Raw genomic sequence first — 25,974 nt, 5'->3', positions numbered from 1 at the left:
AAAAGGTAGAGACAGCCAGGGCGGCCGATGCATCATTGAGCGTAGATGACAGGCATAATGGCAGCCTTTTGCGACAGGTAACATCGCGACATGAAAGCCCAAGCCCGCCATATCCTGGTCAAGACCGCCGAAGAAGCCGAGCGTCTCAAGCAACGCATCGCCAAGGGCGAAGCCTTCGATGAACTGGCCAGAAAACACTCGACCTGCCCGTCCGGCAAACGTGGCGGCGACCTGGGCGAAGTCCGCCCTGGCCAGATGGTGCACGCCATCGATCAGGTGATCTTCAAGAAGCCGTTACGCACCGTACACGGGCCGGTCAAGAGCAAGTTCGGCTATCACCTGGTCCAGGTGTTCTATCGCGATTAGAGGCAAGTGGCGACCGAAGCACTTCTCAACCTGACCTGCTCACCGCCGTCTGGCGCATAGAAGCGCACTTCGCTGCCGCCACCCTGGCGCAGGACATCGGCAAAGTAGCGCGACTGGGTGGTAAACACCGTAAAGCCGTCATTGTCGAGCCGGTCCAGAAAGACATCAGCCGTGTCACCGAACATTCGGGTGTCCTGCCAGGATACCTGGATGCACTGCGCCACTTCAGCGCTGGTCTTCTGGCTGACCAGCGTCTTGAGGGGCCCGCCCGAGCGGGCCGAGCTCGACGGCGCAGCGCACCCTGCCATCAGTGCTGCACACGCGAACACAATTGCACATTTCATGACCGGCCCTTTTCCCTGAAAAGGGCCGAGTCTATCACCGTAGCGGGCTTTCAGCCTTCAGCCAGTTGCTCCTTGAACTCTTTCAGGTATTGACTGGCCAAGGCATCTTTCTGCTTTTCATCAAGCAGCTTGCCTGCGCTCTGGAAGAACTTCTGTTCTTCTTCCTTCAGGTGGTGATGCACCTTGTGGCTCAGCTTCTTGGCCGTTACCAGCCAGCTGGGGCTGGACATGTCCGTGGCATCGAGTTCTTCCATCAACTCATCCATTTCGTGATGCTCGGCAATGGCATGGCGACTCAGGTCAATGCCATTGTCGTGCTCCATCAGCGGAATGTAGAAGTGCCGCTCCTCGGCGGTTTCGTGGGCTTGTAGTTCATCCTTGAGCAAGCGGTAGGCTTCGGCGCGCGCCTCGCTGGCACCGTGGGTCTGAATCAGGGCATCGGCATAGCCGCGCTGGCGATCATGGCTTTCACGAAGGGCTTCGAAAATATTCACGGTCAATCTCCCGGTAAACAGACTTGGCCCGATGCAGGCCCTGAAACCTAGACCCACAAGCGAGACGGGCAGTTCCAAAAGATCGTGTGCAGGCAAACGGCCTGCCTGTTCACGGTTTCCAGCCGGCCATCACGACGATAGACTGGCGGACCTTGAGGACGGCCTCACCCACGACGGGATAATACGCCGGGACGACCCGGTTCTTGATTGATCAGGGAGCGCCGATCATGGCCTGGATCTATCTGATGTGTGCAGGGCTACTGGAAGTGGTCTGGGCCCTGGCCATGAAACAGTCCGAAGGCTTCAGCCGCCCCACCCCGACGGTGATCACACTGGTCGCCATGATCGCCAGCTTCGCCCTGCTGTCGATCGCCATGAAAAGCCTGCCGCTGGGCACCGCTTACACTATCTGGACCGGCATCGGAGCCGTAGGCGCCTTCGTGGTGGGCGTCAGCGTACTGGGCGAGCCGCTGACACTGATGCGTGTGCTGGCAGCCGCGCTGATTGTCAGTGGGCTGGTGCTGATGAAGATGGCTTCCTGACGCCGATGATGTGCAAGCGGCGTGATCACCAGGCCTCTGGAGGCCGACTCGACCGCCCGGAACCTGCCCTGAAATAAAAAATGAATTACTGCCTCAGCCCGCCACTCCAGTAACAGGTACAGCGAACGATCTGGCGAGGTAACAGCAATGACTATCGAAGCAGAGACTCTTGTGCAACTGACTGAAGCGCTGCAAAAACGCGGGCTGAAACGGATCGCGGACATTACCTTCATCCGCGCGCCCTACCGACACGCTCACCGCTGGACCTGCAGCGTGGAGTAAGGTGCCTTTGCCGGTGCCTGGCGGGATGGCCAGGCACCGGCTTGTTTATCGGCATCACGATCACAGGGTCATCACTGGCGATCAAACCGTCGCAGGCCGGACTATTTAAATACAGGCCAACAGACTCACGCCTTACTTGTTTGAGGAGGCGTGTGAAGCAGGTTGCCCTGAATGCTGTCGCCGCCAGAAGAGGCGCTTCACGGCAGGCAACACAATTAAATGACGCCACAAACACGTCGGGCATAACCCGGGAATTTATTAGTTTATTGTCTTACAACTTTTATCAGGCTGGCGTATACAGGCCTCTATAAAGGACCTCGATACGGACTATTAGGGATCTGCAGACTCCCTCATCCAAGGCGACACGCCATGCTGGAAACCCTTTGCACCATCAAGCGCGACCTTGAAGAAGCGGCCGAGCACCTGGAAAGCCTGGCGGCGACCATGAATGGCCATTTCACGTTTCTCAACCAGCGCGGCGGCCATGTCGATGGTGTGGATGTCACAGGCCACATTGCCTCGCTCAATGCCTCGGTACAACGATTGCGCACTGTCGCCTCAACGATCGAGTGAGACGGCCCCTGCACGTTTTAATGCAGGGCCGCCCCGATACGCTTAACAGGCGCCTGGTGGAATGCCATCCTTGTTGAAGTCTTTCAGGCGCTCTTTTTCTTCCGGGGTCGAATGCGCCGGGATGTCTTCCCTGTTCTGCTTCTGCTTCTGCTTCTGCTCTTGTTCACTTTTCTTTTCTTCGGTCATGGTCGTCGTCCCTTCTGATGAGTGCAGGCATTTGGCAGCCGTGCACGGCTACGGTTCAAAGCAATCATCATGGAAGGTGCGTCGAGCATGTCTATCACTGCCTTCAAGCGAACCGGCATCATCCCTTGCTGTGCTCGTCCGAAGTCGGCCCCTCGCCCGGGCGAATGCCGCGTGGCCCGGCCAGCCCCCAGACAATCAGACCGAGCACGGGGAACAGTAGAACCCCGAGGATCCAGGCCGCTTTTGTCCCGGTGCTCTTCTGGCTGCGACAGATGCCGATGATTACTACGACGTCGGCGATCAGGACTAGCAGCGTAAAGGGTAGCCATAACAGGCTGATAATTGCTTCCATGAGAAGTACTCCATCATTAATGATTACGGGTTAGTCCGTGCAGGCGTCAAAGGTTGAGTCATTGAGCATGAAAGGTTTGTTCCCACCGATTATCAGCCGTCGGCATGAACGGAGGCGTGCGTTAAAGTGACGCAGCTGTCTCACTGCACGGTCTCAAAGCATCCACTCCGATCGAACGTGCGCACGCGCCTTACTGTCTTGATAGGCAGCGCTCGATGTACATCCCTTCGGCAATGGACCGGCATGATACGCCACGTTTCATACCCTCCACGGCGATACTGCAATCCATTGCGCGGCTCATTGTCATTGACCTGGCAGGCAGGTATGTCAAAGTTTGACCCATCCATCACGGCCGCAAGGAGTACGCATGACAACGCCATCAGAAACCGAACTGGCACAACGGCTTGAGGTTGCAGAGCGAAAGCTGGATGCCGTCAACGACCTTCTGGTCCTCATGGCCGCGCACATGGCCCAACTCGACCCGAAACGCGGTGAAGCCTTGTCCGCTCAGATGCGTGAGCTGTATGAAATGGATAACGTCGCCTGGCCAGAAGAATTCCAGACGCTGGTTGCCAGGCTGGGCAGAGCCTTTGATGGCAGTGGGCTGGAGCTGGAATCCTTGCCTTGACGGGATCGCACCTGTACCGCAGGTTCAACCTGTTGCCCGTACCTTTTTGAACCAGGCCTCAGGTGATTATTCGCCTCTGATGCCGTAACGAAAACGCCGACCTCAGCTGTCGGCGTTTTTGCGTCTCTCTATGTCAAAGATCGGACATCAAGGCCCTTGCTGTCACGAGCTGGAATAACGCACACCAATAAACATTTTTGCAACAAATGTCCATGAGAGGATCAACCTGCCATTGACCGGCGCCGGGCCACAACCCTACGATCCTCGACATTTATCAGGGAGCGATAACCGTGTCCGGGTCCAGAATCAATGCCCTGTTCCGTACGGCCGTCATGTGGTTGCTGTTCACCCTGTTCTTGCTCATTGGCCTGGCCTCGATGTTCAGCAGTTTGCTACTTGGGCCGTTCATGCTTGTCGCCGCCCTGGTTTTCGCCCCGCCCATCAATCGCCTGATCGAAAAGAGAACACACATCACGATCAAGGCACGCCACCGTGTGGCCATTGCGTTCGTCTGCACCGGTCTCTTTTTTTACACCATCAGCAAAATACAAGACATCAACGCGGAAAAACGGGCCGCTCAGCGAGCCATGGCCGAGCAGCAATCACTGGCGCACCCTCCAGAAGGTAAACCGGGCGTACGTGACCGCTGACAAGGACGCAATTCTTTCAGAGATGCATGCACTTTTTGCAAAACAGGACTACGCCGGTGCCAGGAGGAATCAGCCTCACATCCATGCCTGCATTTTCCTGTCGTCCATGGCCCTCGACGCACGGAAGCAGACCTCAAGCACCCGTGGGTAACAGCGACCAGCCCTGGCTGCGTTGGGGATCCCCTCTAGTCGGCCATATAACTGCAGTCATACGTATGCGACAATATGTTCAATGTCTGGTCTCCAACCCCGCATTCATCGCCCAACAGCTTGGGCATAGCGTGCAGATGCTTCTTTCGACTTATGCACGATGGATCAACTCATCCAACGACTGGCAGGAGCTGCAAAAGCTCCAGATGGGTCCCAAATTGGTCCCAGGCTAAAATTTTAGATCGTAAGTTATTGATAGGTAAGGCAATTGATCTCCACCGCAAATATCACCATGCAGTTCGGCCCCAAACCCTTGTTCGAGAACGTCTCGGTCAAGTTCGGCGCCGGTAACCGTTACGGCCTGATCGGCGCGAACGGCTGCGGCAAATCCACGTTCATGAAGATCCTGGGCGGCGATCTGGAGCCTTCGGGTGGCCAGGTGATGCTCGAACCGAACGTGCGCCTGGGTAAACTGCGCCAGGATCAATTCGCCTATGAAGAATTCACGGTGCTCGACACGGTGATCATGGGCCACGAGGAGCTGTGGAAGGTCAAGGCCGAGCGCGACCGTATCTACTCGCTGCCGGAAATGACCGAAGACGACGGCATGGCCGTGGCCGAGCTGGAAACCGAGTTTGCCGAGATGGACGGCTACACCGCCGAATCCCGTGCAGGCGAACTGCTGCTGGGCCTGGGTATCGGCATCGAGCAGCACAGCGGCCCGATGAGTGAAGTGTCGCCAGGCTGGAAGCTGCGCGTATTGCTGGCCCAGGCGCTGTTCTCGGACCCTGAAGTGCTGTTGCTCGACGAACCGACCAACCACCTGGACATCAACACCATTCGCTGGCTGGAAAACGTGCTGACCCAGCGCAACAGCCTGATGATCATCATTTCCCACGACCGTCACTTCCTGAACAGCGTGTGCACGCACATGGCTGACCTGGATTACGGCGAGCTGCGTCTGTTCCCGGGCAACTACGACGAGTACATGACCGTGGCAACCCAGTCGCGCGAGCAACTGCTGGCCGACAACGCCAAGAAGAAGGCGCAGATCTCCGAGCTGCAGTCGTTCGTCAGCCGCTTCTCGGCCAACGCCTCGAAAGCCAAGCAGGCCACCTCGCGCGCCAAGCAGATCGACAAGATCCAGCTGGCCGAGGTCAAGCCGTCCAGCCGTGTCAGCCCGTTCATTCGTTTCGAGCAGACCAAGAAGCTGCACCGTCAGGCGGTGGTGGTCGAGCGCATGGCCAAGGGTTTCGATGGGGTGCCGCTGTTCAAGGACTTCAGCTTTACTGTCGAAGCCGGCGAGCGCGTAGCGATCATCGGTCCGAACGGTATCGGCAAGACCACCCTGCTGCGCACACTGGTCAACGAACTGACCCCCGATGCCGGCAGCATCAAGTGGACCGATGCAGCGGAAATCGGCTACTACGCCCAGGACCACGCCCACGACTTCGAGGACGACTGGACCCTGTTCGACTGGATGGGCCAGTGGACCCAGGGCGGCGAGCAGCTGGTGCGCGGGACCCTGGGACGCATGCTGTTCTCCAACGACGAGATCCTCAAGTCGGTCAAGGTGATTTCCGGTGGTGAGCAAGGCCGCATGCTGTTCGGCAAGCTGATCCTGCAAAAGCCCAACGTGCTGGTGATGGACGAACCGACCAACCACCTGGACATGGAATCGATCGAGGCGCTGAACCTGGCGCTGGAAAACTACCCCGGCACGCTGATTTTCGTCAGCCACGACCGTGAGTTCGTATCATCGCTGGCGACGCGCATCATCGATCTGAGCCCGGATGGCGTGATCGACTTCAGCGGTACGTACGACGACTACCTGCGCAGCCAGGGCGTGGTGTTCTAAACCGCATGGCGGCCGGGGCCAATGCCCCGGCCGCACAGCCTGCACTCAGGCGTCGGGCACCTGGACCATTTCGATCCACAACGCGCCCTTGCCTGACGGCGCCTCGCTGACCCGCTTCAGCGCGCCGTCGGCACCGATGGCATAGCTGCCGACCGTGTCACTCTTCTCTCCTGTCACCAGCAACCAGCGCCCGCCTGGCGCCACGGCGATGTTGCGTGGCTGCTTTTCCTGCATCGGATAGTTGTCCAGCCAGGTCACCTGGCCGCTGGCCGGCTCGACCTTGAACACCGAGACCGAACTGGTGGTGCGCTCACTGATGAACAGCAAGCGGCCATCCGGCGAAAGACGGATGTCTGCCGCCCAGATACGTGGCGTAGGGTCGTCCTTGAGGTCATTGTTGCGGGCATCGCGAACCTCGCCGTGCGCCAGTTTCAAGCGTTCGGGAATCCCGTCGGCCTGGCTGACCCGGGTCAGTGCACCGCTGGCCGGATCAATGGCAAAGCCGGTCACGGTGCCGCTCATTTCACCGACCACATAGAGAAACTTGCCATCGGGGGAGAACGCCAGATGACGGGGCCCGCTGTTGGCCGCGACACTGACCTGGCCGCTGCCGATGGGGGTCAGGCTGCCGTTCTGGTTGTCCAGTTGGTATTGCAGCACCTGATCGACACCCAGGTTACCGGCATAGACAAAGCGATTGCTCAGGTCGGTGCGGATCGAATGGGCATGCAGGCCGGTCTTGTAGGTCTTGATCTGCTCGCTACCGGTCGCCTCCACCGGCTGCACGCTGAGCAGGTCACCGCCATACGAGGCGCCCATCAGGTAACGGTCGCTGCGATCCAGCGACAGATAAGCCAGGCTCTCGGCCAGCGGTGCCTCGCTGAACGCTTTCAAATGTCCGCTCCCCGGCTCGATGCGATAGCCCACGACCTTGTAGGGTTTGGCCCGCAAGGCGGCATAGAGTCGGGTGCCGTCGTGGGCGGCAGCCAGCGGATTGACTTGCTCGCCAGCCTTGGTCTGCGTGACCAGGCTCAGCGCACCGTTGGTTTCATCCAGGCGATACTGCGAGATAAGGCCGTCGGCGGGGCTGGAGATATAAGCAAAGGTGGCGGCTTGAGCGCTGACACTCAAGCCCATGGCCGCAGCCAGCAGGAGGGGTTTGAACATGGAATCGCCTTTATTGTTGTGGTTGTTATCAGTCATCCTATGACTATTCTGTGTGGCTCAGCAAGGACGCTGATTAAATAGATAGCCTGCTTTCATTTGCGCAGGGCACGCGCCATGATGAAGCACGCCCACCCTTCTTTCTGTGGACCCACCTTATGCCCGTCAGCGCCAACTCATCTGGACCTGCCTCTACCCCACCCAGCCAGATGGCGATCACCCTGCAGATCGTTGCCATTGTCCTTTACACCTTCATCGCCTTTCTTTGTGTCGGCCTGCCCGTGGCCATCCTGCCCGGCTATATCCATGACCAGTTGGGGTTCAGCGCCGTGGTGGCGGGCCTGGCGATTGGCGCGCAATACCTGGCCACGTTGATCAGCCGTCCCTTTGCCGGACGCATCACCGATAACCTGGGCAGCAAGCGGGCCATCGTCTATGGCCTGGCGGGGTTTGTATTGGGCGGCGTGCTGACACTGCTCGGCACCCTGTGCCAGGCGTACCCGGTGGCCAGCCTGACCCTGTTGATCGTGGCCCGGTTATTCATGGGCGTGGCGCAAGGGTTCATCGGTGTCGGCACCATCAGTTGGTCGATCGCCAAGGTTGGCGTCGAACACACGGCGCGCTCGATTTCCTGGAACGGCATCGCCTCCTATGGCGCCATTGCCATCGGTGCGCCGCTGGGGGTCTGGCTGATTGATGAAGTGGGGTTTCACAGCCTGGGCATCGCCCTGATCCTGCTGGCCGGTCTGGGCCTGCTGTTGATACGCCACAAGCCGTCGGTGCCGGTGATCAAGGGCGAGCGCCTGCCTTACTGGTCGGTGTTCAGCCGCGTGTCGCCCTATGGCCTGGCGCTGACCCTGGCCTCCATCGGCTACGGCACCCTGACCACCTTCATCACCCTGTTCTACATCAGCCGCGGCTGGCAAGGCGCGGCCTACTGCCTGACCCTGTTCGGGGTCTGCTTCATCGTCTCGCGCCTGGTGTTCATCGGCGCGATCAACCGCCTGGGCGGCTACCTGGCCGCCATGGTCTGCATCGGCGTGGAAGTGGTGGGCCTGACGTTGCTGTGGCTGGCGCCCAACACCGGCATTGCGCTGCTCGGGGCGGGCCTGACCGGGCTGGGGTTATCCCTGGTGTACCCGGCGCTGGGCGTCGAAGCGATCAAGCGGGTGCCGGTTGCCAGCCGCTCGGCCGGCTTGAGTGCCTATGCCGTGTTCTTCGACCTGGCAATGGCGATTGCCGGCCCACTGATGGGTGCCATCGCCCTGGGCCAGGGGTACGGGCTGATCTTCTTCTACAGCGCCTTGTTGTCGGTGCTGGCCTTGGGGCTGACCTGGTGGCTGTCCCGGCGGCAACAGCCTGCCAGTGCTGTCGACGGGTAGATTACTTTGCCGCGTCGCGCGCCGCCTGCAGCCATTGATCGAACTGCGCACGGTGCGCGGCCACCCATTGCTCGCTATGACGACGAATGTCGGCGGGCTTGTTCTCGCCCTGTTGCATCTTCAGGTTCTGCGCGCTTTCGTCGGCCGTGGTGATCTGCATCTCTGACAGGAACTTGAGCGCTGCCGGGTTTTTCTCGGCGAAATCGCGGTTCAGGACGGCTTCGACCTTATCGACCGCAAAGCCCAGGTTCTTGCCCTTGTACATCGTGTCGACGTCGTTCTTGCCGCCGGGCAGGTCGGTCCTGGGCACTTCCAGCCAGACCACGTCGCGGTCCTCGACCAATACGCCGGCGATCCACTGCGGCACCCAGGTGTAATACAGAATCGGCTTGCCTTCTTTATAGCGCGCAATGGTGTCGGCCATCAGCGCAAAGTACGAGCCGCGGTTGGCAACGACGGTTTTTTCCAGGCCATAGGCCTTGAGGTGGTGATCGATGATCAGTTCGCAGCCCCAGCCGGGGTTGCAGCCGGTAAGGTCGGCCTTGCCGTCGCCATTGCTGTCGAACAGCCTGGCGATCTCGGGCTTTTGCAGGTCGGTCAGGTACTTGATGTTGTGCGCTTCGGCCGTTTTCTTGTCGATCAGGTAACCCTGCAGCACCCCCGGCATGATGTCACCGGCCTTGATCATGCTGCGGTCGCCACCGGCCTTCTGGTAGAACGCATCGTGCAGCTTTTCCCACAGGTTCACGGTGAAATCGGCGTCGCCATACGCCACGGCCAGGATCATGGTGGCGTATTCGGTTTCCTTGGGTTCCTGGACCTTGTAGCCCAGCTCACGCAGACCCTGCATGGCGATTTCACCGCGAAAACGCTCTTCAGCCACGGAGGGAAAGATACCGGTGACCTTGACGCCCTCCCCTGGCTTTTCGGCGGAGGCGGTGGCGCATAGGGCCGTTACGCTCAATGCCAACGCCGAGGCGCACTGCACAAAACGACGGGCGAACGGGGTCTTGTTCATCGTTGCATACCTTCTTCTGGTTTTTATCTTAAGGACGGCAGATCAAAAAAGGGGGTTGCTCAGGCGGTCTTGCGCCGCCCTGCAGGTTGCGCGGCACCGAACAGGCGCAGCACTGCGCCAACAGGGCCGGTCTGGTACCAGCGCAGGCTCGGGTCGGCACCGGTGCGCTCGCCCATGGCCTGGGTCAGGCGGTCAAGAAAGATCGCCAGCAGCACCAGCCCGACGCCGCCCACGGTGGCCAGGCCCATGTCCAGCCGGCCGATGCCGCGCAGCACCATCTGGCCCAGGCCGCCGACCGAGATCATCGAGGCGATCACCACCATCGACAGCGACAGCATCAGGGTCTGGTTCAGGCCGGCCATGATGGTCGAGGTGGCCAGCGGCAACTGCACGCGCTTGAGCATCTGCCACGGTGTGCAGCCAAAGGCGCGGGCCGCTTCGATCTTGTCTTCGGGCACCTGGCGGATGCCCAGGTTGGTCAGGCGCACCAGCGGCGGCAGGGCGAAGACGATGGTCACCAGCACGCCGGGCACGTTGCCGATGCCGAACAGCATCACTACCGGCACCAGGTACACGAACGCCGGCAGGGTTTGCATGGCGTCCAGCAGCGGGCGTACCACCCGCTCCAGGCGGTCGCTGCGGGCACACAGGATGCCCAGCGGAATGCCGATCACCGCGCAGAAGAACACCGCCGTGAGCACCAGCGACAGCGTGGTCATCGACTCGGACCAGACGCCGATAAAGCCCAGCAGCGTCAGGGTCACGAACGACAGCAGTGCCATGCGCTTACCCGCCAGCTGCCAGCCGAGCAGCGTCGACAGCAGGATGCCGATGCTCGGCGGGATGCTTTGCAGGAGGTACTCGATGCCGTTGAGCACCTGGTCGATGGGCCAGCGAATGGCGCGGAATACATCGCGAAAGTTGTGCACCAGGTAATTGAGGATGCTTTCCACCCATTGCCCCAAGGGGATGGTGGCGGACTGGAACGGGTCGAGCAGGCTGAATTCGGACATGGTGGCGACCTCTTGGGGTGGGTGCTTAATGGCGGCTGAGCGTCTGCAACAGCTGACTTTTGGAAATCGTGCCTTTGAAAGCTCCGGCGCGGTCCAGCACCGGCACCGGGTAAGGCAGACTGGCAACGATGTTCAGCACTTCATCCAGCGGGGTGTCGGTGTAGACCGGGGCCTGCTCGTGCAGCCGGTGCCGGTCGTCGGCCGCCGCGCCGCTGGCCTCGGCGTCGACCACGCCCAGCAGGTGCCCGCGCTCGTCGACCAGATAGCCATAGTCGGCACCGGCCCTGAACTGCGGCGCCTTGCCGTTGAGGCGGCAGATGATCCCGGGGTCCAGTTGCGCCACATCGCCGGCCTTGAGCACCCGCGAGCTGTCAAAACCCTTGAAGAAGGTGCGCACGTAATCATTGGCCGGCTGGTTGATCAGCTCCTGTGGGGTGCCGATCTGCACCACCCGGCCGCCTTCCATGATCGCGATGCGATGGCCGATGCGGATGGCCTCCTCGATGTCGTGGGAAATGAAGATGATCGTGCGCTGCTGCTCGGCCTGCAGGCGGATCAGTTCGCCCTGCATCTCATGGCGGATCAGCGGGTCGAGGGCCGAGAAGGCTTCGTCCATCAGCAGGATGGTCGGGTCGTTGGTCAGGGCACGGGCCAGGCCGACGCGCTGCTGCATGCCGCCGGACAACTGATGCGGGTAGCTGTGTTCCTGGCCGGCCAGGCCGACCTGTGCCAGCGCCTCACGGGCGCGGCGCAAACGCTCCTTTTCGGGCACCCCGGAGATTTCCAGGCCGAAGGCGGTGTTTTCCAGCACGCTCATGTGCGGCATCAGGGCAAAAGACTGGAACACCATGCCCATGTCCTTGCGCCGGACCTCAAGCAGTTGCTTGTCGGACAGGCCGGTGATTTCACGGCCGTTGAGGTGGATGCTGCCCGAGGTCGGCTCGATCAGGCGGTTGAACAGCCGCACCATGGTCGACTTTCCGGAACCGGACAGGCCCATGATGACAAAGATCTCGCCGCGCTTGACCGAAAAACTGGCATCGAACACGCCGACCACATGGCCGGTCTTGTCGAAGATCTCGTTCTTGTCGGCGCCGTTGCGCAGCATGTCCATGGCCCGCTCGGGGTGGGGACCAAAGATCTTGAAAATAGTGGAAACGGAAAGAATTGCCTCGTTGCTTACGCTCATACGACCCTCATTATTATCTTTATTACCAATAACAGCAGACATCGTGGCTATTGGCAGTACGCTCAAGCCTGAGCGCGAGTCGGGGGTGACGCAGGGGGTGGCCAGGTTCATTTCTGTGAATGATCGGGCGCCAGAGTATCGGCTCGTCACAAGGGGGATGAATCAAGGCCTGCGGCGAGTAGCTTCACTCTACGCGTGAAGAATCGGAGGGAATTGTACGCGGGGGTCAATTTCTATTATGGCGGCGCGGCTTTGCAGGCACCGCCTGCAGGCGCGACCGGGCGACCGCGCCTGCAGGGAGATGGATCAGCCTTTTGGCTTGAGAATCAGCACCGCCAGAGGCGGCAGGTTGAGCAACAGCGAGACCGGCTGGCCATGGCTCTGCTCGTCGGTGGCGCGCACTTCGCCGCCGTTGCCCTGGTTGGAGCCGGCATAGGTTTCCGAGTCGCTGTTGAGCAATTCGGTCCACGCCCCGTCAAACGGCACGCCGACCCGGTAGGCCTCGCGTGGCACCGGCGTCATGTTGCACACCACCAGCAGTGGCTCGCCCTCCCGACTCCAGCGCAACCAGGCGTAGACACTGTTGGCATGGTCATCGCCGATCAGCCACTGGAAGCCCATCGGCTCGGTGTCGCGTTCGTGCAGGGCCTTTTCATGGCGATACAGCCGATTGAGGTCACCCACCAGCTTCTTGATGCCGATGTGCTCGGCGTACTGCAGCAGGTACCAGTCCAGTTGCTCGTCGTGGTTCCACTCACGCCACTGGCCGAATTCGCAGCCCATGAACAGCAGCTTCTTGCCAGGATGGGCCCACATGAAGGTCAGGTAGGCCCGCAGGTTGGCAAATTTCTGCCAGCGGTCACCGGGCATCTTGTCGATCAGCGAGCGCTTGCCATGCACCACTTCGTCGTGGGAAATCGGCAGGATGAAGCGCTCGGACCAGGCATACACCAGGCCGAAGCTCAACTCGCTGTGGTGATGAGCGCGATGGATCGGGTCTTGCTGGATGTAGTGCAGCGAGTCGTGCATCCAGCCCATGTTCCACTTGTAGGCAAAGCCCAGGCCGCCTTGCTGGGTGGTCTGGGTCACGCCTGGCCAGGCGGTGGATTCCTCGGCGATGATCAGTGCGCCGGGCGCTTCGATCGCCACCACGTCGTTGAGGTGGCGCAGAAAGTCGATGGCTTCGAGGTTTTCGCGACCGCCGAAACGGTTCGGCACCCATTCGCCGGCCTTGCGCGAATAGTCGCGGTACAACATCGAGGCCACTGCATCGACACGCAGACCGTCGATGTGGAAATGCTTGAGCCAGAACAGGCCCGACGCCAGCATGAAGCCGTGCACTTCGGTGCGACCCAGGTTGTAGATCAGCGTGTTCCAGTCCTGGTGAAAGCCCTCATGCGGGTTGCCATACTCATACAGCGCCGTGCCGTCGAATTCGGCCAGGCCGTGGGTGTCGGTCGGAAAGTGCGCCGGCACCCAGTCGAGGATTACACCAATGCCGGCCTGGTGGCAGGCATTGACGAAAAAGGCGAAATCTTCCGGCGAGCCGTAGCGCGCCGTGGGCGCGAACTGTGCCAGCAACTGGTAGCCCCAGGAACCGCCGAACGGGTGCTCCATGATCGGCATCAGTTCGATGTGGGTAAAACCCAGCTCCTGAATGTACGGAATCAGGCGGTCAGCCAGTTCTCGCCAGTTGTACTGGCGCCAGGCCGTGCCGTCCTCGTTCTGCTCCATCTGCCAGGAACCGGCATGTAGCTCGTAGATCGACAGCGGCGCAGACGGTGCATGCAGGTCGCCACGCTCCTGCATCCAGTCATGGTCCTGCCAGTCGAACTGCAAGGGACCGGCCACCTTGGAGGCGGTTTCCGGCGGCAAGGTCGTGGCGCGGGCGACCGGGTCGCATTTAAGCGGCAGGATGCCATGCGGGCCAAGAATTTCGTACTGGTACTTTTCACCCGGCTGCAGGCGCGGCACGAAGATTTCCCAGATGCCCGACGGGTGCAGCAGGCGCATCGGGTGTCGGCGCCCGTCCCAGTTATTGAAATCGCCCACTACCGAGACACGGCGGGCATTAGGGGCCCAGACGGCAAAGCGCACACCCTGCACGTTATCGACCGTCTGCAACTGCGAGCCCAGGCAGTGGCCCAGGTCACGGTGATTGCCCTCGGAGAACAGATAGATGTCCATCTCACCGAGCAATTGCCCGTAGCTGTACGGGTCCTCGGTAATCTGCTCGCCGCCGGCCCAACTGATCTTGAACAGGTATGGCCGGGCTTCGGGGAACCGGCCGGCAAACAGGCCCGGCACCTCGGTCATGGGCAGTTCGCCCAGGTCCTGTTCGCTGCCACGCGCCAGCACCCGCACACTCAGTGCACCGGGCAGGTAGGCACGGATGATCTGCCCGCCCTGCCCGTCGTCGTGAGGGCCCAGGATGGAGAATGGATCACGGTGTTCGGCACGGATCAAAGCGTCCGTGTCGACGGCGGCGGGCAGTGGCTGGCGGCCCGTGCCATGATTATCAGGCGCATTCATGTTGACTCTCCATCGTTCAATTCCAGCAATCCACGCAAGCCCTGCAAAGGCACGGCCAACCAGTCCGGGCGGTTCTCGGCTTCGTAGATTACTTCATAGGCGGTTTTTTCAAGGGTAAATAATTCAAGGGCGGCGTTTTCGCCTTGCGGGTCTTTCCAGGCATGCGCGATCGACACACTGGCCTGCCGGTAACCGTCGAGAAAGGCCTCGCGGGCCTGGCTCAGGTAAGTCCCGGCCACCTGCTGGCGGGCAGCGGCAGCCTCGGGTGAGGTGTCTACGCTTTGCGCACTGCGCGCCGCCATGGCCGCAGCGTAGTCGAAAGAACGCAATACGCCGCCGACATCCTTGAACGGGCTGTATTTGCCGCGTCGTTCTTGCAATGGCCGTACCGGCTCACCTTCGAAATCGATCAGGTAGGCATCCCCTTTCACCACCAGCACCTGGCCCAGGTGCAGATCACCATGCACACGCATGCGCAGGCCGCCTGCGCTGGCCTCGGCCAGCGTCAGGACGTGCGCCTGGATGTGTTCACGTTGCGTCAGCAGGCTGTCGACCCGTTGGCGATCCTCAGCCTGCAGGTCGCCCTTGCGCTGCTCAAGCAGTTTCAGGGCACGTTCGATTTGCGCCTGTACCCGTCTGGCCGTGTCCCGGGCCTCATCGGCAGAGGTGTTTTCCACGGCAAAATCCGGGTTGTCGGTCGGCGCCGCCAATACCTGATGCATCTCGCCCAGGCGCTGGCCCAGGTTGCGGGCAAAGCCAGCCAGTTCGCCCAGCGCGTCATAAGACGTTTCCTGGCCTGCGGCAGCCGGCGAGAGCTGATCGCGCACGGCCCGCTCCAGGCTGTTCTGCGTCCACTCCCAGGCATCGCCCTGATTGTTCAGATACCCTTGGGCAATCATCAGCAGGTGCGGCTGGCCGTCAGCGTCGGTGCGGACCAGCGAGCCGAGCAAGGGTGAGATGTATTGATAGCCGGCGCCGGTCAGGTAGGCCCCCATTTCCAGCTCCGGGTGCACACCGGCGCTGACTTTGCGGATCATCTTCAGCACCAGGCTGCCGCCGACCACCACCGAGCTGTTGGACTGCTCGGCCGACAGATAGCGCACCTCCGAATTCTGGTCGAGCCCCAGCGGTGTCAGCTTTTCAGTGCCCTGGAAATGCAACTGGCCATGCGCGCTGCCGGTGTCCAGTACGGTCTGCGCCTGCATGGCCTGGATCACATCGCGAATGAAATGCTCCAGGGTAAAACCATCGGTGATCAGCCCGACCTGCGGCCCGCGCCGCACCCGGCCCAGGGCCAGTTGCTGCGGCAGCGCACTGTTGAAATCCTCTTCGGCCAACAGGCCAAACGGCAGTTGATAGCGCTCTTGCTGACCGCCTGCGGTAACGTCGACCTCGCTGAGCAGCACAGGGCGATTGCCATTGCTCAGGCGCACCGCATAAGCGATGTGCACGTTTTCGATGGGTTTGTCCTTGCTGGCGAACCAGCGCCGCTTGGGCAGGTACACCGTCAGGGCGGTGTTTTCGATGGTGTCGCGCAAGGGTTCTTCGAGCAGTTCTTCCAGACGCTTCTTGAGTACCAGGGTCGGGAAGTCCGGCATGCTCTGGGCCGGTTCGACGTGCCAACTGGGCATTTGATTCTCCGCTGCAAGTAGAAACCAATGAAAGCCGTAGGGCGGGAATGTCAGCAGGTAGGTCAACTGGCCGATGGGCGGAAAGGCACTGCCGCCCAGCATTTCGACCGGCACCTTGCCGGCGTGGGCTGACAATTCCAGCTCGACGGCCTGGGCGGCACTGGACATGTTGGCCACGCACAGAATGGTCTCGGTGTGCCCATCGGTGCCGGTGTATTCACGGGTGTAGGCCAGGATGCGACGGTTGCTGGGCGACAGCATGTGCAGCGTGCCACGACCAAACGCCTTTTGTTGCTTGCGCACCGCCAGCATGCGCCGGGTCCAGTTCAACAGGGAGTGCGGGTCGGCATCCTGGGTTTCGACGTTGACCGACTGGTAACCGTAGAGCGGGTCCATGATCGGCGGCAGCACCAGGCTGGCCGGGTCGGCACGTGAAAAGCCGCCGTTGCGGTCGATCGACCACTGCATGGGCGTGCGCACACCGTCGCGGTCGCCCAGGTAGATATTGTCACCCATGCCCAGTTCATCGCCGTAGTACAGGGTCGGCGTACCGGGCATGGACAGCAGCATGCTGTTGAGCAACTCGACCCGGCGCCGATCACGCTGCACCAGCGGCGCCAGGCGACGCCGGATGCCCAGGTTGATGCGGGCCCGGCGGTCAGCGGCGTAATGATTCCACAGGTAGTCACGTTCACGGCTGGTGACCATTTCCAGGGTCAGTTCATCGTGGTTGCGCAAGAAGATCGCCCATTGGCAGTTGGCCGGGATTTCCGGGGTCTGGCGCAAAATGTCGGTAATCGGAAAGCGATCCTCCTGAGCCAGGGCCATGTACATGCGTGGCATCAGCGGAAAGTGAAATGCCATGTGGCATTCATCACCATCCGGGCCTTTGCTGTCACCGAAATACAGCTGCGTGTCCTCCGGCCACTGGTTGGCTTCGGCCAGCAGCATACGATCCGGGTAATGGGCATCAATTTCGGCGCGAATACGCTTGAGCACCTGGTGGGTCTCGGGCAGGTTCTCGTTGTTGGTGCCGTCGCGCTCGATGAGGTAGGGAATCGCGTCAAGGCGCAGGCCATCCACGCCCAGGTCGAGCCAGAAACGCATCACGCCCAGCACCGCTTCCATCACCTGCGGGTTATCGAAGTTAAGGTCCGGCTGGTGCGAGTAGAAACGGTGCCAGAAATACTGGCCGGCCACCGGGTCCCAGGTCCAGTTGGACTTCTCTGTATCCAGAAAGATGATGCGAGTGCCGTCGTACTTCTGGTCAGTGTCGGACCAGACATAGAAATTGCGGGCCTTGGAGCCCTTTTTAGCCTGGCGCGCCCGCTGGAACCACGGGTGCTGGTCCGAGGTGTGGTTGATGACCAGCTCGGTAATGATCCGCAGCCCACGCTTGTGCGCCTCGGCGATGAACCGCCTGGCATCGGCCATGCTGCCGTAGTCGGGGTGCACGGCGCGGTACTCGGCAATGTCGTAACCATCATCGCGCCGTGGCGAGGGGTAGAACGGCAGCAGCCAGATGGTGTTCACGCCCAGCCCGGCAATGTAGTCGAGCTTGGCGATGAGGCCTGGGAAATCACCGATACCGTCATTATTGGAATCGAAGAACGATTTGACGTGGACCTGGTAAATCACCGCGTCCTTGTACCAGAGCGGGTCGTTGATAAAACTGGCGTTTCTGGACTTTTTCGCCATGGTGATCTCCCTGACCGATTACTTCGCGCTGATGCGCCAGATACCGAACGGCTGGTAATGCGGGTCGATGCGCATCCACTGCACCTTGCCGTACCAGCTCCAGCGGTGGCCGGTCATCAGGTCTTCGCCCTGGGTCTCGGCATGGTCGGGCAACCCCATGTCCCACAGCGGCAGTTCGAAATGCGCTTCCTGGACATTGTGTGGATCGAGGCTGACCGCCACCAGGATGAAGTTGCTGCCATCAGGGGTGCGCTTGCCAAAGTACAGAATGTTGTCATTCCAGGCGGTGTACAGCTTCAGGCCCAGGTGGGTCTGCAAAGCCGGGTTCTGGCGACGGATACGGTTGAGCTGGGCGATCTCGGCAATGATATTGCCGGGCGCGGTGAAGTCACGGACGCGGATCTGGTATTTCTCCGAGTCCAGGTACTCTTCCTTGCCCGGCAAGGCCGCCGACTCGCACAGTTCGAACCCCGAATACATACCCCATAGCCCTGAGCCCATGGTCGCCAGTGCCGCACGAATCAGAAACCCCGGTCGCCCGTTGTTGTGCAGAAAGTGCGGGTTGATGTCCGGCGTATTGACGAAGAAATTCGGGCGATAGCAATCGCGCAGCGGCGCTTCGTTGAGCTGGGTGAAGTACTCCGACAGTTCGGCCTTGTTGTTGCGCCAGGTGAAGTAGGTGTAGCTCTGCGAATAACCGACCTTGCCCAGCCGCGCCATCATGGCCGGCTTGGTGAACGCTTCGGCGAGGAACATCACGTCGGGGTGCTGACGGCGAATGTCATCGATCAGCCACTGCCAGAAGGGCAAGGGCTTGGTGTGCGGGTTGTCGACACGGAAGATCTTGACCCCCTCCTCGACCCAGCCCAGCACCACGTTGCGCAATTCCAGCCACAGGCCGGGGATGGCGTCGGGCGCGTAGAAATCGACGTTGACGATGTCCTGGTATTTTTTCGGCGGATTTTCCGCATAGCGGATGGTGCCGTCCGGGCGCCAGCTGAACCAGCCCGGGTGCTCCTTGAGCCACGGGTGGTCCTGCGAACACTGGATGGCAAAGTCCAGCGCCAGCTCCAGGCCATGCTCGGCGGCCGCGGCCACCAGCGCACGAAAGTCCTCGCGACTGCCCAGTTGCGGGTGGATGGCCTCATGGCCACCGTCCGGGCTGCCGATGGCATACGGGCTGCCCGGATCCTCGGGGCCTGCGGTCAACGAGTTGTTCGGCCCCTTGCGATGGGCGCGGCCGATAGGGTGGATCGGCGGAAAGTACAACACGTCAAAGCCCATGTCACGGATCATCGGCAGGCGCGAATGCACGTCATTGAAGGTGCCGTGCCGGGCCGGGTCATCGGTGATCGAACGCGGGAACAGTTCATACCAGCTGGCAAATTGTGCGCGCTCGCGCTCGACATCGAGCGGGTACGGGCGGCTGGCGCTCAAGTAACTGTGATTGTCAGCCTGGGCCATCAGCGCCGTGGTCTCACTGTGCAGCAACAGGGCGACACGCGACGGCACGTCCTTGCCCTCCAGTTGCCCCAGCACCTGCTCGATCTGTTGGCGCACGTCGCCCTGGCTGCGCTCGGCGCCCTGTTGCAGGTGAATGCGCCCCTCTTCGAGCTCAAGCTCGATCGGCACCCCGGCGCCGTGCTTCTTGCCCAGTTCGTAGCAATAGCTGGCATACACATCGATCCAGGCCTGCAGGCGGAACACATAGCGGTCCACCGTCACTGGTGTGAAGCTGCCGAGCCAACTGTCATTGCCCAGTTCCTGCATGGGCACACTGTGCCAGTGCTGCTCACCCTCGGCGCGCCAGTCAAGCCGGACAGCCAGTTTGTCGTGGCCGTCGGCGTAGACCTTGCCTGTTACCGTCACCGGCTGGCCAATGATCGCCTTGGCGGCAAACTGTCCGCCATCCAGCACTGGCGTGACATCCTCGATGGCAATGCGTGGCAATTGCAGCGCCTGGGTCAGAGTCAAGGGACCTGTGGGCTGCGAGAGGGTGTGCGAAGCTTCGAAAGCGGGAGAATCCGGACTGTATGACTGTTCATTCATCGAGCATCACTCCTTACGCCCCTGGGACGCGGCGGTGCGGTCCATAGCATTGACTGCTTTGAATGGGTTGAACGACAGCCCTCAGGCGCTCTGGCCTGTGCTGCCGACTGCAAAGGTTCCGAACGACGGCCCTGTGGAAAGTTCAAAGCTTTACCAAGCACCCACATGGGCGCAGCGGCCAATACTGACATCTGTGACGGGTTGCCGGGCAAGCATAGGCGCCTCAGGAAAAATTGCCGGTACCCCCTGCATTTATAATGCCTGGGGCGCGCATTCTGGCACCGGGGTATCAAGGCCAGGGCCTTGGGTGCAAAATGCCGCATTTTTCAAGCACAGCCCAGGGCGCTGCCTATATCCTTGTGCCAGCGCCATTTCAGGAAGCAGGAAGAACCTCTTGATGCAGGGACGTCACCCACCGCCATCCACCCCCGAGCAGCACAACCCGCTGGCTGCCGAGCGCGAGCGCGCCACCACGCTGTTCCGCCTGACCCTGAGCTTCATGCTGGTGGTGGTCATGACCTTCCTGATGGTCGAAGGCTGGCGGGCCTGGCGCGATTATCGCCAGGCCTTTGCCATGGCCGAAGACGCGGTCACCAACCTGGCCCAGGCCACGGCCCAGCATGCCGAGGATGCGATCCGCCAGGTGGATATCCTGACGTCGGTGCTGGCCGAACGGGTCGAGGGCGACGGGCTGCAGCACATCGATGTCCCCCGCATGCATCAACTGATGGTGCAGCAGACGCGAATCGTGCCGCAGCTGCATGGCTTGTTCATTTACGACGCCAACGGCCGGTGGGTCGTGACCGACAAGCTGGGCACACCAGAGTCGGCCAACAATGCCGACCGCGATTACTTCATCTACCACCGCACCCACACTGACCGCGATGTGCGCATCAGCAAGGTGGTGAGCAGCCGCTCAACCAAAGAGTTGATCATTCCGGTGTCGCGGCGGCTCAACAACCCGGACGGTTCGTTTGCCGGGGTCATGCTGGGCACGGTCAGGGTCAGTTATTTCGTCGACTACTACGGCGACTTCAAGATCGATGACAAGGGCGCACTGGTGCTGGCCATGCGCAACGGCGACATTCTGGTCAGGCGTCCCTTCATCGAAAGAACCATCGGCCAGAGCCTGTCGCAAAGCGAAATATTCACCCGTTACCTGCCGTGGTCCAGTGCCGGTGTGGCGCAAGTCAAGGCAGTGGTCGACGGCACGCAGCGGCTCTACGGCTACCGGGTGCTGAGCCGCTACCCGCTGGTGGTCGAAGCCGGCATTTCCCGCGACTCGATCATCGCGCCCTGGCGCCAGGACCTGATCAAGACCGGGTTGATCCTGCTCCTGCTGATCACAGGCCTGGTGGGCTTCGGGATTGTCGTGCTCAAACAGCTGCGTGCACGCATGGCCATGGAGACCGAACTGCGCCGCGTGCATCGCCAGGTCCAGGACATGGCCCTGACCGACAGCCTGACCGGCCTGGGCAACCGGCGCCGGCTGGACATTGTCCTGAGCGACGAGGTCGCCCGCGCCAGACGCCAGAACACCTGCCTGGCGCTGATCATGCTGGATGTCGACTACTTCAAGCGCTTCAACGACCGCTATGGACATTCGGCAGGCGATGAATGCCTGCGTCAGGTGGCCCTGGCCATCGGTCAGACCTTGCCGCGCTCCACTGACCTGGCGGTGCGCTACGGCGGCGAGGAATTCACGGTGCTGCTGCCTGACACCGACCGGGCCGGCGCCCTGCGGGTGGCCGACCAGTTGCTGCAGGCCATTCGCGACCTGAATATCGAACACGCCGACCATCCGGCCGGCCGGGTGACCGCCAGTGCCGGGGTGACCGTCAACTCGCCCAGGTCTGACGAGGTGAGCCCGGCCAGCATGATCAAGGCGGCCGATGCTTTTCTGTATGTGGCCAAGCACAAGGGACGTGATCAATGGCAAGCCGAGTCTGCCGCGCAGGCAGCACAGGACAGGCCCGACGGCGTCAGGAAAAATCTTTCGGAATTTTAGCAAGGGTCCTGCATCAAACGCTGGACCCATCCTCTGAAGGTGAGCGCATGAATATCCCGATCCCGCCAGAACCCGAAGATCCGAATATCGACCAGCCCCCACTGCCCGACATCCCGCCTGTTGATGAACCGCCGGTCACGCCGCCGGCCAACCAGCCTCCGGTAGGCGACCCGCCCAGTGAAGAACCACCCGCGCGCCTGTAAGGCGCTTACCGCTCAGGGCAGCTCCTGGCTGTCCTTGGCTGGCAAGGTCTGTTTGTCGCCAGGCGGCAGTTCCCCATCATGCTTGTGCTTGTGTTCGTGGCGGTCGACCACATGCGGGACCAGGCTCAGAATGCCCAGGGCCAGCACCGTGCTCAGTACCGCCGTGGCTTCGCGCCCCATGCCCGCTGCCACGCCGATGGCGGCAGTCATCCACAGCCCGGCGGCGGTGGTCAGGCCCTTGACCTGGGAGACATTCCTGGCGTGCTCCTTGAGAATGGTGCCGGCACCGAGAAAACCGATACCGGCCACGATGCCCTGGATGACACGACTGATGTCAGCATCACCCGCCCCGACCATACGCGGCACCAGCACGAACAAGGCAGCCCCCATGCACACCAGCATATGGGTACGCACCCCGGCCGCCTTGCCGCGATGCTCACGCTCGAACCCCAGGATGCCGCCCAGCAGCGCGGCAATCGACAGGCGCACAGTCACCCGGGTCAATTGCGATACATCGGTGATATCGGAAAACTCTGACTGCAACGTCGTTACGACTTCCTGCCACCACGTACTCATCATCCATCCTTAAACGCTTGCGTCCGCTGGATTGGACAGTCGCCATGCGGCAGAGTGCGGCATCCCTGGCTCAGTGGCTAACGTCCGCCAGCCACATCAATGAAGGTCCCAGTGGCATAGGAAGCCTTGTCCGACAGCAGCCACAAAATGGCCTCGGCCACCTCTTCGGGTGTTCCTCCACGGCGCATCGGTAGTTCACCTTCAAGCTTGCTGACCCGGAACGGGTCGCCGGACTGCACATGGAAATCAGTGAAGATATAGCCGGGGCGTACGGCATTGACGCGGACACCCTCAGGCGCCACCTCCTTGGCCAGCCCCAGGGTGAAGGTGTCGATGGCGCCCTTGGAAGACGCATAGTCGACGTATTCGTTGGCCGAGCCCAGGCGCGAGGCAGCCGAACCGACATTGACGATGCTGCCGCCCTGCCCGCCGTGGCGTGGCGACATGCGCAACAGTGCGTGCTTGCTGCACAGGATCGGGCCGACCACGTTGCTCATCATGATTTTCAGCAGGCGAAATTCCGACATGTCCTCGACCCTGGACGCATGGGCAATGGTGGCCGCGTTATTGACCAGATGCGTGATGCGCCCAAGCTCTGCGTCGATACGGGTATACAGACGAATGATTTCGTCCTCGTTGCTGACATCGGCCTGCACGGCAATCGCCTGTGCCCCCAAGGCCCTGACCTGGCTGCAGATCCGCTCGGCGGCGGCGTGATCAGACAGGTAGTTGATGCAGATCCGATAACCTTGCGTGGCTGCCGCCAGTGCCGTGGCCGCGCCGATTCCGCGAGAGCCGCCAGTAATGAGGAGAACCTTTTCCATTTGTTTTTCTCGTGACCCGATTCAAAGACTGGAGATTGAAGAAAGGCCAGGCGATCCGCCACTCAGTCGTTGACGATGGCGGCCTCCCTGGCCTGGACACGGCGCTCGGCGCTGTGAATGTCTTGCATGAAGCGTTCGGGCGGTTGCGGGTGCCCGAGCAGGTAACCTTGCAGCGAATCGCAGCCCAGGCGGGTCAGGAAATGCTGTTGCACATCAGTTTCAACCCCTTCGGCCACAATGCGCAAGTCCAGTGCCTGGCCCAGGGCAACGATGGCCGAGACAATCGCGGCGTCATCACTGTCATGCTCCAGATCACGCACAAAGCCCCGGTCGATCTTGATCTCGTTGGCTGGCAGGCGCTTGAGGTACATGAGGCTGGAATAGCCGGTCCCGAAGTCATCGATCGACAGGTCGAGCCCCATCTGTGAAAGCTGGTTGAGCACTGCCATGCTGGCGTCGGCATCGTTCATCGCCGTGGTTTCAGTGATTTCCAGGGTCAGGCAGTTGGCAGGCAGCCCGTGGCGGGCCAGGGTCTGGGCGACGATATCGACCAGCCCGACATGGCAGAACTGCAAGGCCGAAAGATTGACTGCCATGCGCCACTGGTCATACCCCTGCCTGACCCATTGACTCATCTGCTGGCAGGCTTCATCGAGCACCCATTCACCGATGGGAATGATCAGTCCGGTCTTTTCTGCCAGGCCGATGAACTTGTCCGGTGACAGCAGGCCCCGCTCAGGATGGTTCCAGCGCAACAAGGCCTCGGCACCGACAGGCAAGCCGCTGATGGCATCGAACTTGGGCTGATAATGCAGGCAAAACTGCCCGGCACTGACGGCCGTGCGCAGCTCGGACAGCAGTTGCAGCTGATTGCGGGCATTGGTGTTCATCGACGCTTCGAAAAAACTGTAGCCGTTCTTGCCATTGGCCTTGGCGTGGTACATCGCCGCATCGGCATTCATCAACAGCTCATGCTGATCAAGACCGTTGCCCGGGTACAGGCAGATGCCAACGCTCACCGACACTTGCAGGATATGCCCGCTGACCTCGAAAGGCTGGGCGACAACATTGACCAGCCGCGACGCCACGGTCGCCGCTTCGTCGATATCACGCAATTCCATGAGCAGGACGAACTCATCGCCACCGATGCGCGCCAGGGTGTCATGCCGGTGCAGGTTACTGCGCAGGCGCAGGGCCACGTCACGCAGCAACTGGTCGCCAATATGATGACCAAAGGCATCGTTGACCGGCTTGAAACCGTCAAGGTCCATGAACATCAAGGCAAAAGCCGTGCTGTTGTTTTGCGCGGCATTGATCGCCTGATCAATGCGGTCCGAGAGCAGCACGCGATTGGGCAGGCTGGTCAGGGTGTCGTGCAGGGCCAGGTGGGTCAGTTCGCGGTTGGCTTCAGACAGCGAATTGGCCAGGATGGCGGTCCGTGCCTCCAGGCGCGCATCGAGAATGGAGGTCAGCAGCGCGATGGTCAGCACCGCCAGGGTGGTGACCAGCACCAGTTTGTCCAGCCCGTCGGTCTGCAGGCCGCCAGCATAGGCCCCACAAAAACTGTTGTCGGCAAAACTGGCGGCCGCCATGCCGGTGTAATGCATGCCGACAATTGCCACCCCCATCACCACCGCCGCTGCGCAACGGGCCAGAAAAACATGGGGCGTGTTCTGGCGCAGGTGAAAGGCGATCCACAACGCGGCGGTGGAAGCCCCGAAAGCGATCAACAGCGACAGGCCGAACAGTCCAGGGTCGTAATCGATGCCCGGCTGCATGCGCAGCGCAGCCATGCCCAGATAGTGCATGCAACTGATCCCGGTGCCCATCAGCAAGGCCCCCAGCATCAATTGCCGCAGCGGCAGCACCGGCTGGCTGACCACCCACAGGGCAATGCCTGAGGACAACATGGCAATCAGCAGCGAGCACAGGGTCAGGAACAGGTCATAGCCCAGGTCGATGGGCAGGACGAAGGCCAGCATGCCAATGAAATGCATCGACCAGATGCCGATGCCCATGGCAAAAGCACCGCCGCCGATCCATAGCCAGACGCCGCGACCTTTGGCAGTCGCAATGCGGCCACTCAGGTCCAGTGCCGTATAGGACGCCAGGATTGCCACCAGGATGGAGATGATGACCAGCGAAGGAATGTAGCTGCCAATCAACTTGGAATGCCTCTTGACTTGGACAAGTGTCTGCATCCATGCCAATCACGATGGGCCGATTCTACGCTTATCCATCGTGATTGGTGCTGCCGCCCGG

The 25,974-nt window shown here is 61.1% G+C and carries 24 protein-coding genes and 1 pseudogene; 11 read left to right on the top strand and 14 right to left on the bottom strand.

Going from position 1 to position 25,974, the window contains the following annotated elements; all coding sequences use genetic code 11:
• The first annotated feature begins 90 nt into the window (after nucleotides 1-90).
• Nucleotides 91-366 carry a peptidylprolyl isomerase gene (locus ASF84_RS15230; protein ID WP_056839667.1) on the top strand — a complete coding sequence of 92 codons (276 nt, stop codon included), beginning with the start codon at nucleotides 91-93 and terminating at the stop codon, nucleotides 364-366.
• Here the strand turns inward: ASF84_RS15230 and ASF84_RS15225 are convergent.
• Complete coding sequence (locus ASF84_RS15225; RefSeq protein ID WP_056839666.1) at nucleotides 363-710, bottom strand: hypothetical protein; 348 nt, start codon at nucleotides 708-710, stop codon at nucleotides 363-365. The two genes, ASF84_RS15230 and ASF84_RS15225, sit on opposite strands and share 4 nt — an antisense overlap.
• 50 nt (nucleotides 711-760) lie before the next feature.
• Nucleotides 761-1,204, bottom strand: a complete 444-nt coding sequence (locus tag ASF84_RS15220) for a hemerythrin domain-containing protein (protein WP_056839665.1) — start codon at nucleotides 1,202-1,204, stop codon at nucleotides 761-763.
• 227 nt (nucleotides 1,205-1,431) lie between these two features.
• Here ASF84_RS15220 and ASF84_RS15215 point away from each other — a divergent pair, with 227 nt between their 5' ends.
• From ASF84_RS15215 to ASF84_RS15210, 3 genes are all read left to right on the top strand, one after another.
• Nucleotides 1,432-1,746 (top strand): DMT family transporter, encoded by a 315-nt coding sequence (locus ASF84_RS15215; protein WP_056839664.1) that lies wholly within the window; start codon nucleotides 1,432-1,434, stop codon nucleotides 1,744-1,746.
• 147 nt (nucleotides 1,747-1,893) lie between these two features.
• Nucleotides 1,894-2,028, top strand: coding sequence for a hypothetical protein (locus ASF84_RS29930; RefSeq protein ID WP_269084918.1), 135 nt, complete (start codon nucleotides 1,894-1,896; stop codon nucleotides 2,026-2,028).
• Nucleotides 2,029-2,397: 369 nt separating this feature from the next.
• Nucleotides 2,398-2,601, top strand: coding sequence for a hypothetical protein (locus ASF84_RS15210; RefSeq protein WP_082481619.1), 204 nt, complete (start codon nucleotides 2,398-2,400; stop codon nucleotides 2,599-2,601).
• Nucleotides 2,602-2,643: 42 nt separating this feature from the next.
• Here ASF84_RS15210 and ASF84_RS29490 read toward each other — a convergent pair whose 3' ends face one another.
• Complete coding sequence (locus ASF84_RS29490) at nucleotides 2,644-2,787, bottom strand: hypothetical protein (RefSeq protein WP_177339468.1); 144 nt, start codon at nucleotides 2,785-2,787, stop codon at nucleotides 2,644-2,646.
• Nucleotides 2,788-2,905: 118 nt separating this feature from the next.
• The gene (locus tag ASF84_RS15205; RefSeq protein WP_056839663.1) at nucleotides 2,906-3,139 is read right to left on the bottom strand and encodes a PLD nuclease N-terminal domain-containing protein; all 234 of its coding nucleotides are present in this window, start codon (nucleotides 3,137-3,139) and stop codon (nucleotides 2,906-2,908) included.
• Between the two features lie 367 nt (nucleotides 3,140-3,506).
• Between ASF84_RS15205 and ASF84_RS15200 the strand changes: the two genes are divergently transcribed.
• The 4 genes and pseudogenes from ASF84_RS15200 to ASF84_RS15190 all read left to right on the top strand — a co-directional run bounded on the left by ASF84_RS15200 (nucleotide 3,507) and on the right by ASF84_RS15190 (nucleotide 6,425).
• A complete protein-coding gene (locus ASF84_RS15200; protein WP_056839662.1) occupies nucleotides 3,507-3,767 on the top strand; it encodes a hypothetical protein in 261 nt (86 codons plus the stop codon).
• 290 nt (nucleotides 3,768-4,057) lie between these two features.
• On the top strand, nucleotides 4,058-4,417 hold the full coding sequence (locus ASF84_RS15195) for a hypothetical protein (protein ID WP_156684248.1): 360 nt from the start codon (nucleotides 4,058-4,060) through the stop codon (nucleotides 4,415-4,417).
• Nucleotides 4,418-4,574: 157 nt separating this feature from the next.
• Nucleotides 4,575-4,800 (top strand): annotated as a pseudogene (locus tag ASF84_RS29755) (site-specific integrase); the annotation flags it as partial.
• A 35-nt stretch (nucleotides 4,801-4,835) separates the two neighbouring features.
• Complete coding sequence (locus ASF84_RS15190) at nucleotides 4,836-6,425, top strand: ABC-F family ATPase (RefSeq protein ID WP_082481614.1); 1,590 nt, start codon at nucleotides 4,836-4,838, stop codon at nucleotides 6,423-6,425.
• A 45-nt stretch (nucleotides 6,426-6,470) separates the two neighbouring features.
• On the opposite strand, the gene ASF84_RS15185 is transcribed toward ASF84_RS15190, so the two are convergent.
• Nucleotides 6,471-7,592, bottom strand: coding sequence for a lactonase family protein (locus ASF84_RS15185; protein WP_056840156.1), 1,122 nt, complete (start codon nucleotides 7,590-7,592; stop codon nucleotides 6,471-6,473).
• Between the two features lie 155 nt (nucleotides 7,593-7,747).
• On the opposite strand from ASF84_RS15185, the gene ASF84_RS15180 reads away from it, so the two are divergent.
• Nucleotides 7,748-8,971 carry an MFS transporter gene (locus ASF84_RS15180; RefSeq protein ID WP_082481612.1) on the top strand — a complete coding sequence of 408 codons (1,224 nt, stop codon included), beginning with the start codon at nucleotides 7,748-7,750 and terminating at the stop codon, nucleotides 8,969-8,971.
• 1 nt (nucleotide 8,972) lies between these two features.
• On the opposite strand, the gene proX is transcribed toward ASF84_RS15180, so the two are convergent.
• The 6 genes from proX to ASF84_RS15150 all read right to left on the bottom strand — a co-directional run bounded on the left by proX (nucleotide 8,973) and on the right by ASF84_RS15150 (nucleotide 20,101).
• Complete coding sequence (gene proX / locus ASF84_RS15175) at nucleotides 8,973-9,989, bottom strand: glycine betaine/L-proline ABC transporter substrate-binding protein ProX (protein WP_056839658.1); 1,017 nt, start codon at nucleotides 9,987-9,989, stop codon at nucleotides 8,973-8,975.
• Between the two features lie 59 nt (nucleotides 9,990-10,048).
• Nucleotides 10,049-11,002 (bottom strand): glycine betaine/L-proline ABC transporter permease ProW, encoded by a 954-nt coding sequence (gene proW / locus ASF84_RS15170; protein ID WP_056839657.1) that lies wholly within the window; start codon nucleotides 11,000-11,002, stop codon nucleotides 10,049-10,051.
• A gap of 25 nt (nucleotides 11,003-11,027) precedes the next feature.
• On the bottom strand, nucleotides 11,028-12,191 hold the full coding sequence (gene proV, locus ASF84_RS15165) for a glycine betaine/L-proline ABC transporter ATP-binding protein ProV (protein ID WP_056839656.1): 1,164 nt from the start codon (nucleotides 12,189-12,191) through the stop codon (nucleotides 11,028-11,030).
• A 306-nt stretch (nucleotides 12,192-12,497) separates the two neighbouring features.
• Nucleotides 12,498-14,723 carry a 1,4-alpha-glucan branching protein GlgB gene (gene glgB / locus ASF84_RS15160; protein WP_056839655.1) on the bottom strand — a complete coding sequence of 742 codons (2,226 nt, stop codon included), beginning with the start codon at nucleotides 14,721-14,723 and terminating at the stop codon, nucleotides 12,498-12,500.
• On the bottom strand, nucleotides 14,720-18,052 hold the full coding sequence (gene treS / locus ASF84_RS15155; protein ID WP_056839654.1) for a maltose alpha-D-glucosyltransferase: 3,333 nt from the start codon (nucleotides 18,050-18,052) through the stop codon (nucleotides 14,720-14,722). The genes glgB and treS overlap by 4 nt, the downstream gene beginning before the upstream one ends.
• A gap of 18 nt (nucleotides 18,053-18,070) precedes the next feature.
• The gene (locus ASF84_RS15150; RefSeq protein WP_056839653.1) at nucleotides 18,071-20,101 is read right to left on the bottom strand and encodes an alpha-1,4-glucan--maltose-1-phosphate maltosyltransferase; all 2,031 of its coding nucleotides are present in this window, start codon (nucleotides 20,099-20,101) and stop codon (nucleotides 18,071-18,073) included.
• Between the two features lie 397 nt (nucleotides 20,102-20,498).
• Between ASF84_RS15150 and ASF84_RS15145 the strand changes: the two genes are divergently transcribed.
• Together ASF84_RS15145 and ASF84_RS29485 are read left to right on the top strand one after the other, a co-directional pair.
• A complete protein-coding gene (locus ASF84_RS15145) occupies nucleotides 20,499-22,109 on the top strand; it encodes a sensor domain-containing diguanylate cyclase (protein ID WP_056839652.1) in 1,611 nt (536 codons plus the stop codon).
• A 47-nt stretch (nucleotides 22,110-22,156) separates the two neighbouring features.
• Complete coding sequence (locus ASF84_RS29485) at nucleotides 22,157-22,312, top strand: hypothetical protein (RefSeq protein ID WP_164708270.1); 156 nt, start codon at nucleotides 22,157-22,159, stop codon at nucleotides 22,310-22,312.
• 12 nt (nucleotides 22,313-22,324) lie between these two features.
• Here the strand turns inward: ASF84_RS29485 and ASF84_RS15140 are convergent, their stop codons facing one another.
• The 3 genes from ASF84_RS15140 to ASF84_RS15130 form a co-directional block, all read right to left on the bottom strand.
• A complete protein-coding gene (locus ASF84_RS15140; RefSeq protein WP_056839651.1) occupies nucleotides 22,325-22,888 on the bottom strand; it encodes an MgtC/SapB family protein in 564 nt (187 codons plus the stop codon).
• Between the two features lie 77 nt (nucleotides 22,889-22,965).
• Complete coding sequence (locus tag ASF84_RS15135) at nucleotides 22,966-23,712, bottom strand: SDR family oxidoreductase (RefSeq protein WP_056839650.1); 747 nt, start codon at nucleotides 23,710-23,712, stop codon at nucleotides 22,966-22,968.
• A 62-nt stretch (nucleotides 23,713-23,774) separates the two neighbouring features.
• Nucleotides 23,775-25,877, bottom strand: coding sequence for a putative bifunctional diguanylate cyclase/phosphodiesterase (locus ASF84_RS15130; protein WP_236709428.1), 2,103 nt, complete (start codon nucleotides 25,875-25,877; stop codon nucleotides 23,775-23,777).
• Nucleotides 25,878-25,974 lie beyond the last annotated feature (97 nt).

Origin of the sequence: Pseudomonas sp. Leaf127, from assembly GCF_001423155.1 — a bacterium.
In the GTDB taxonomy this organism is placed as follows: domain Bacteria; phylum Pseudomonadota; class Gammaproteobacteria; order Pseudomonadales; family Pseudomonadaceae; genus Aquipseudomonas; species Aquipseudomonas ovata.
The sequence above is the reverse complement of the archived record's forward strand: the minus strand, read 5'-3'. Positions and strand labels throughout refer to the sequence as shown.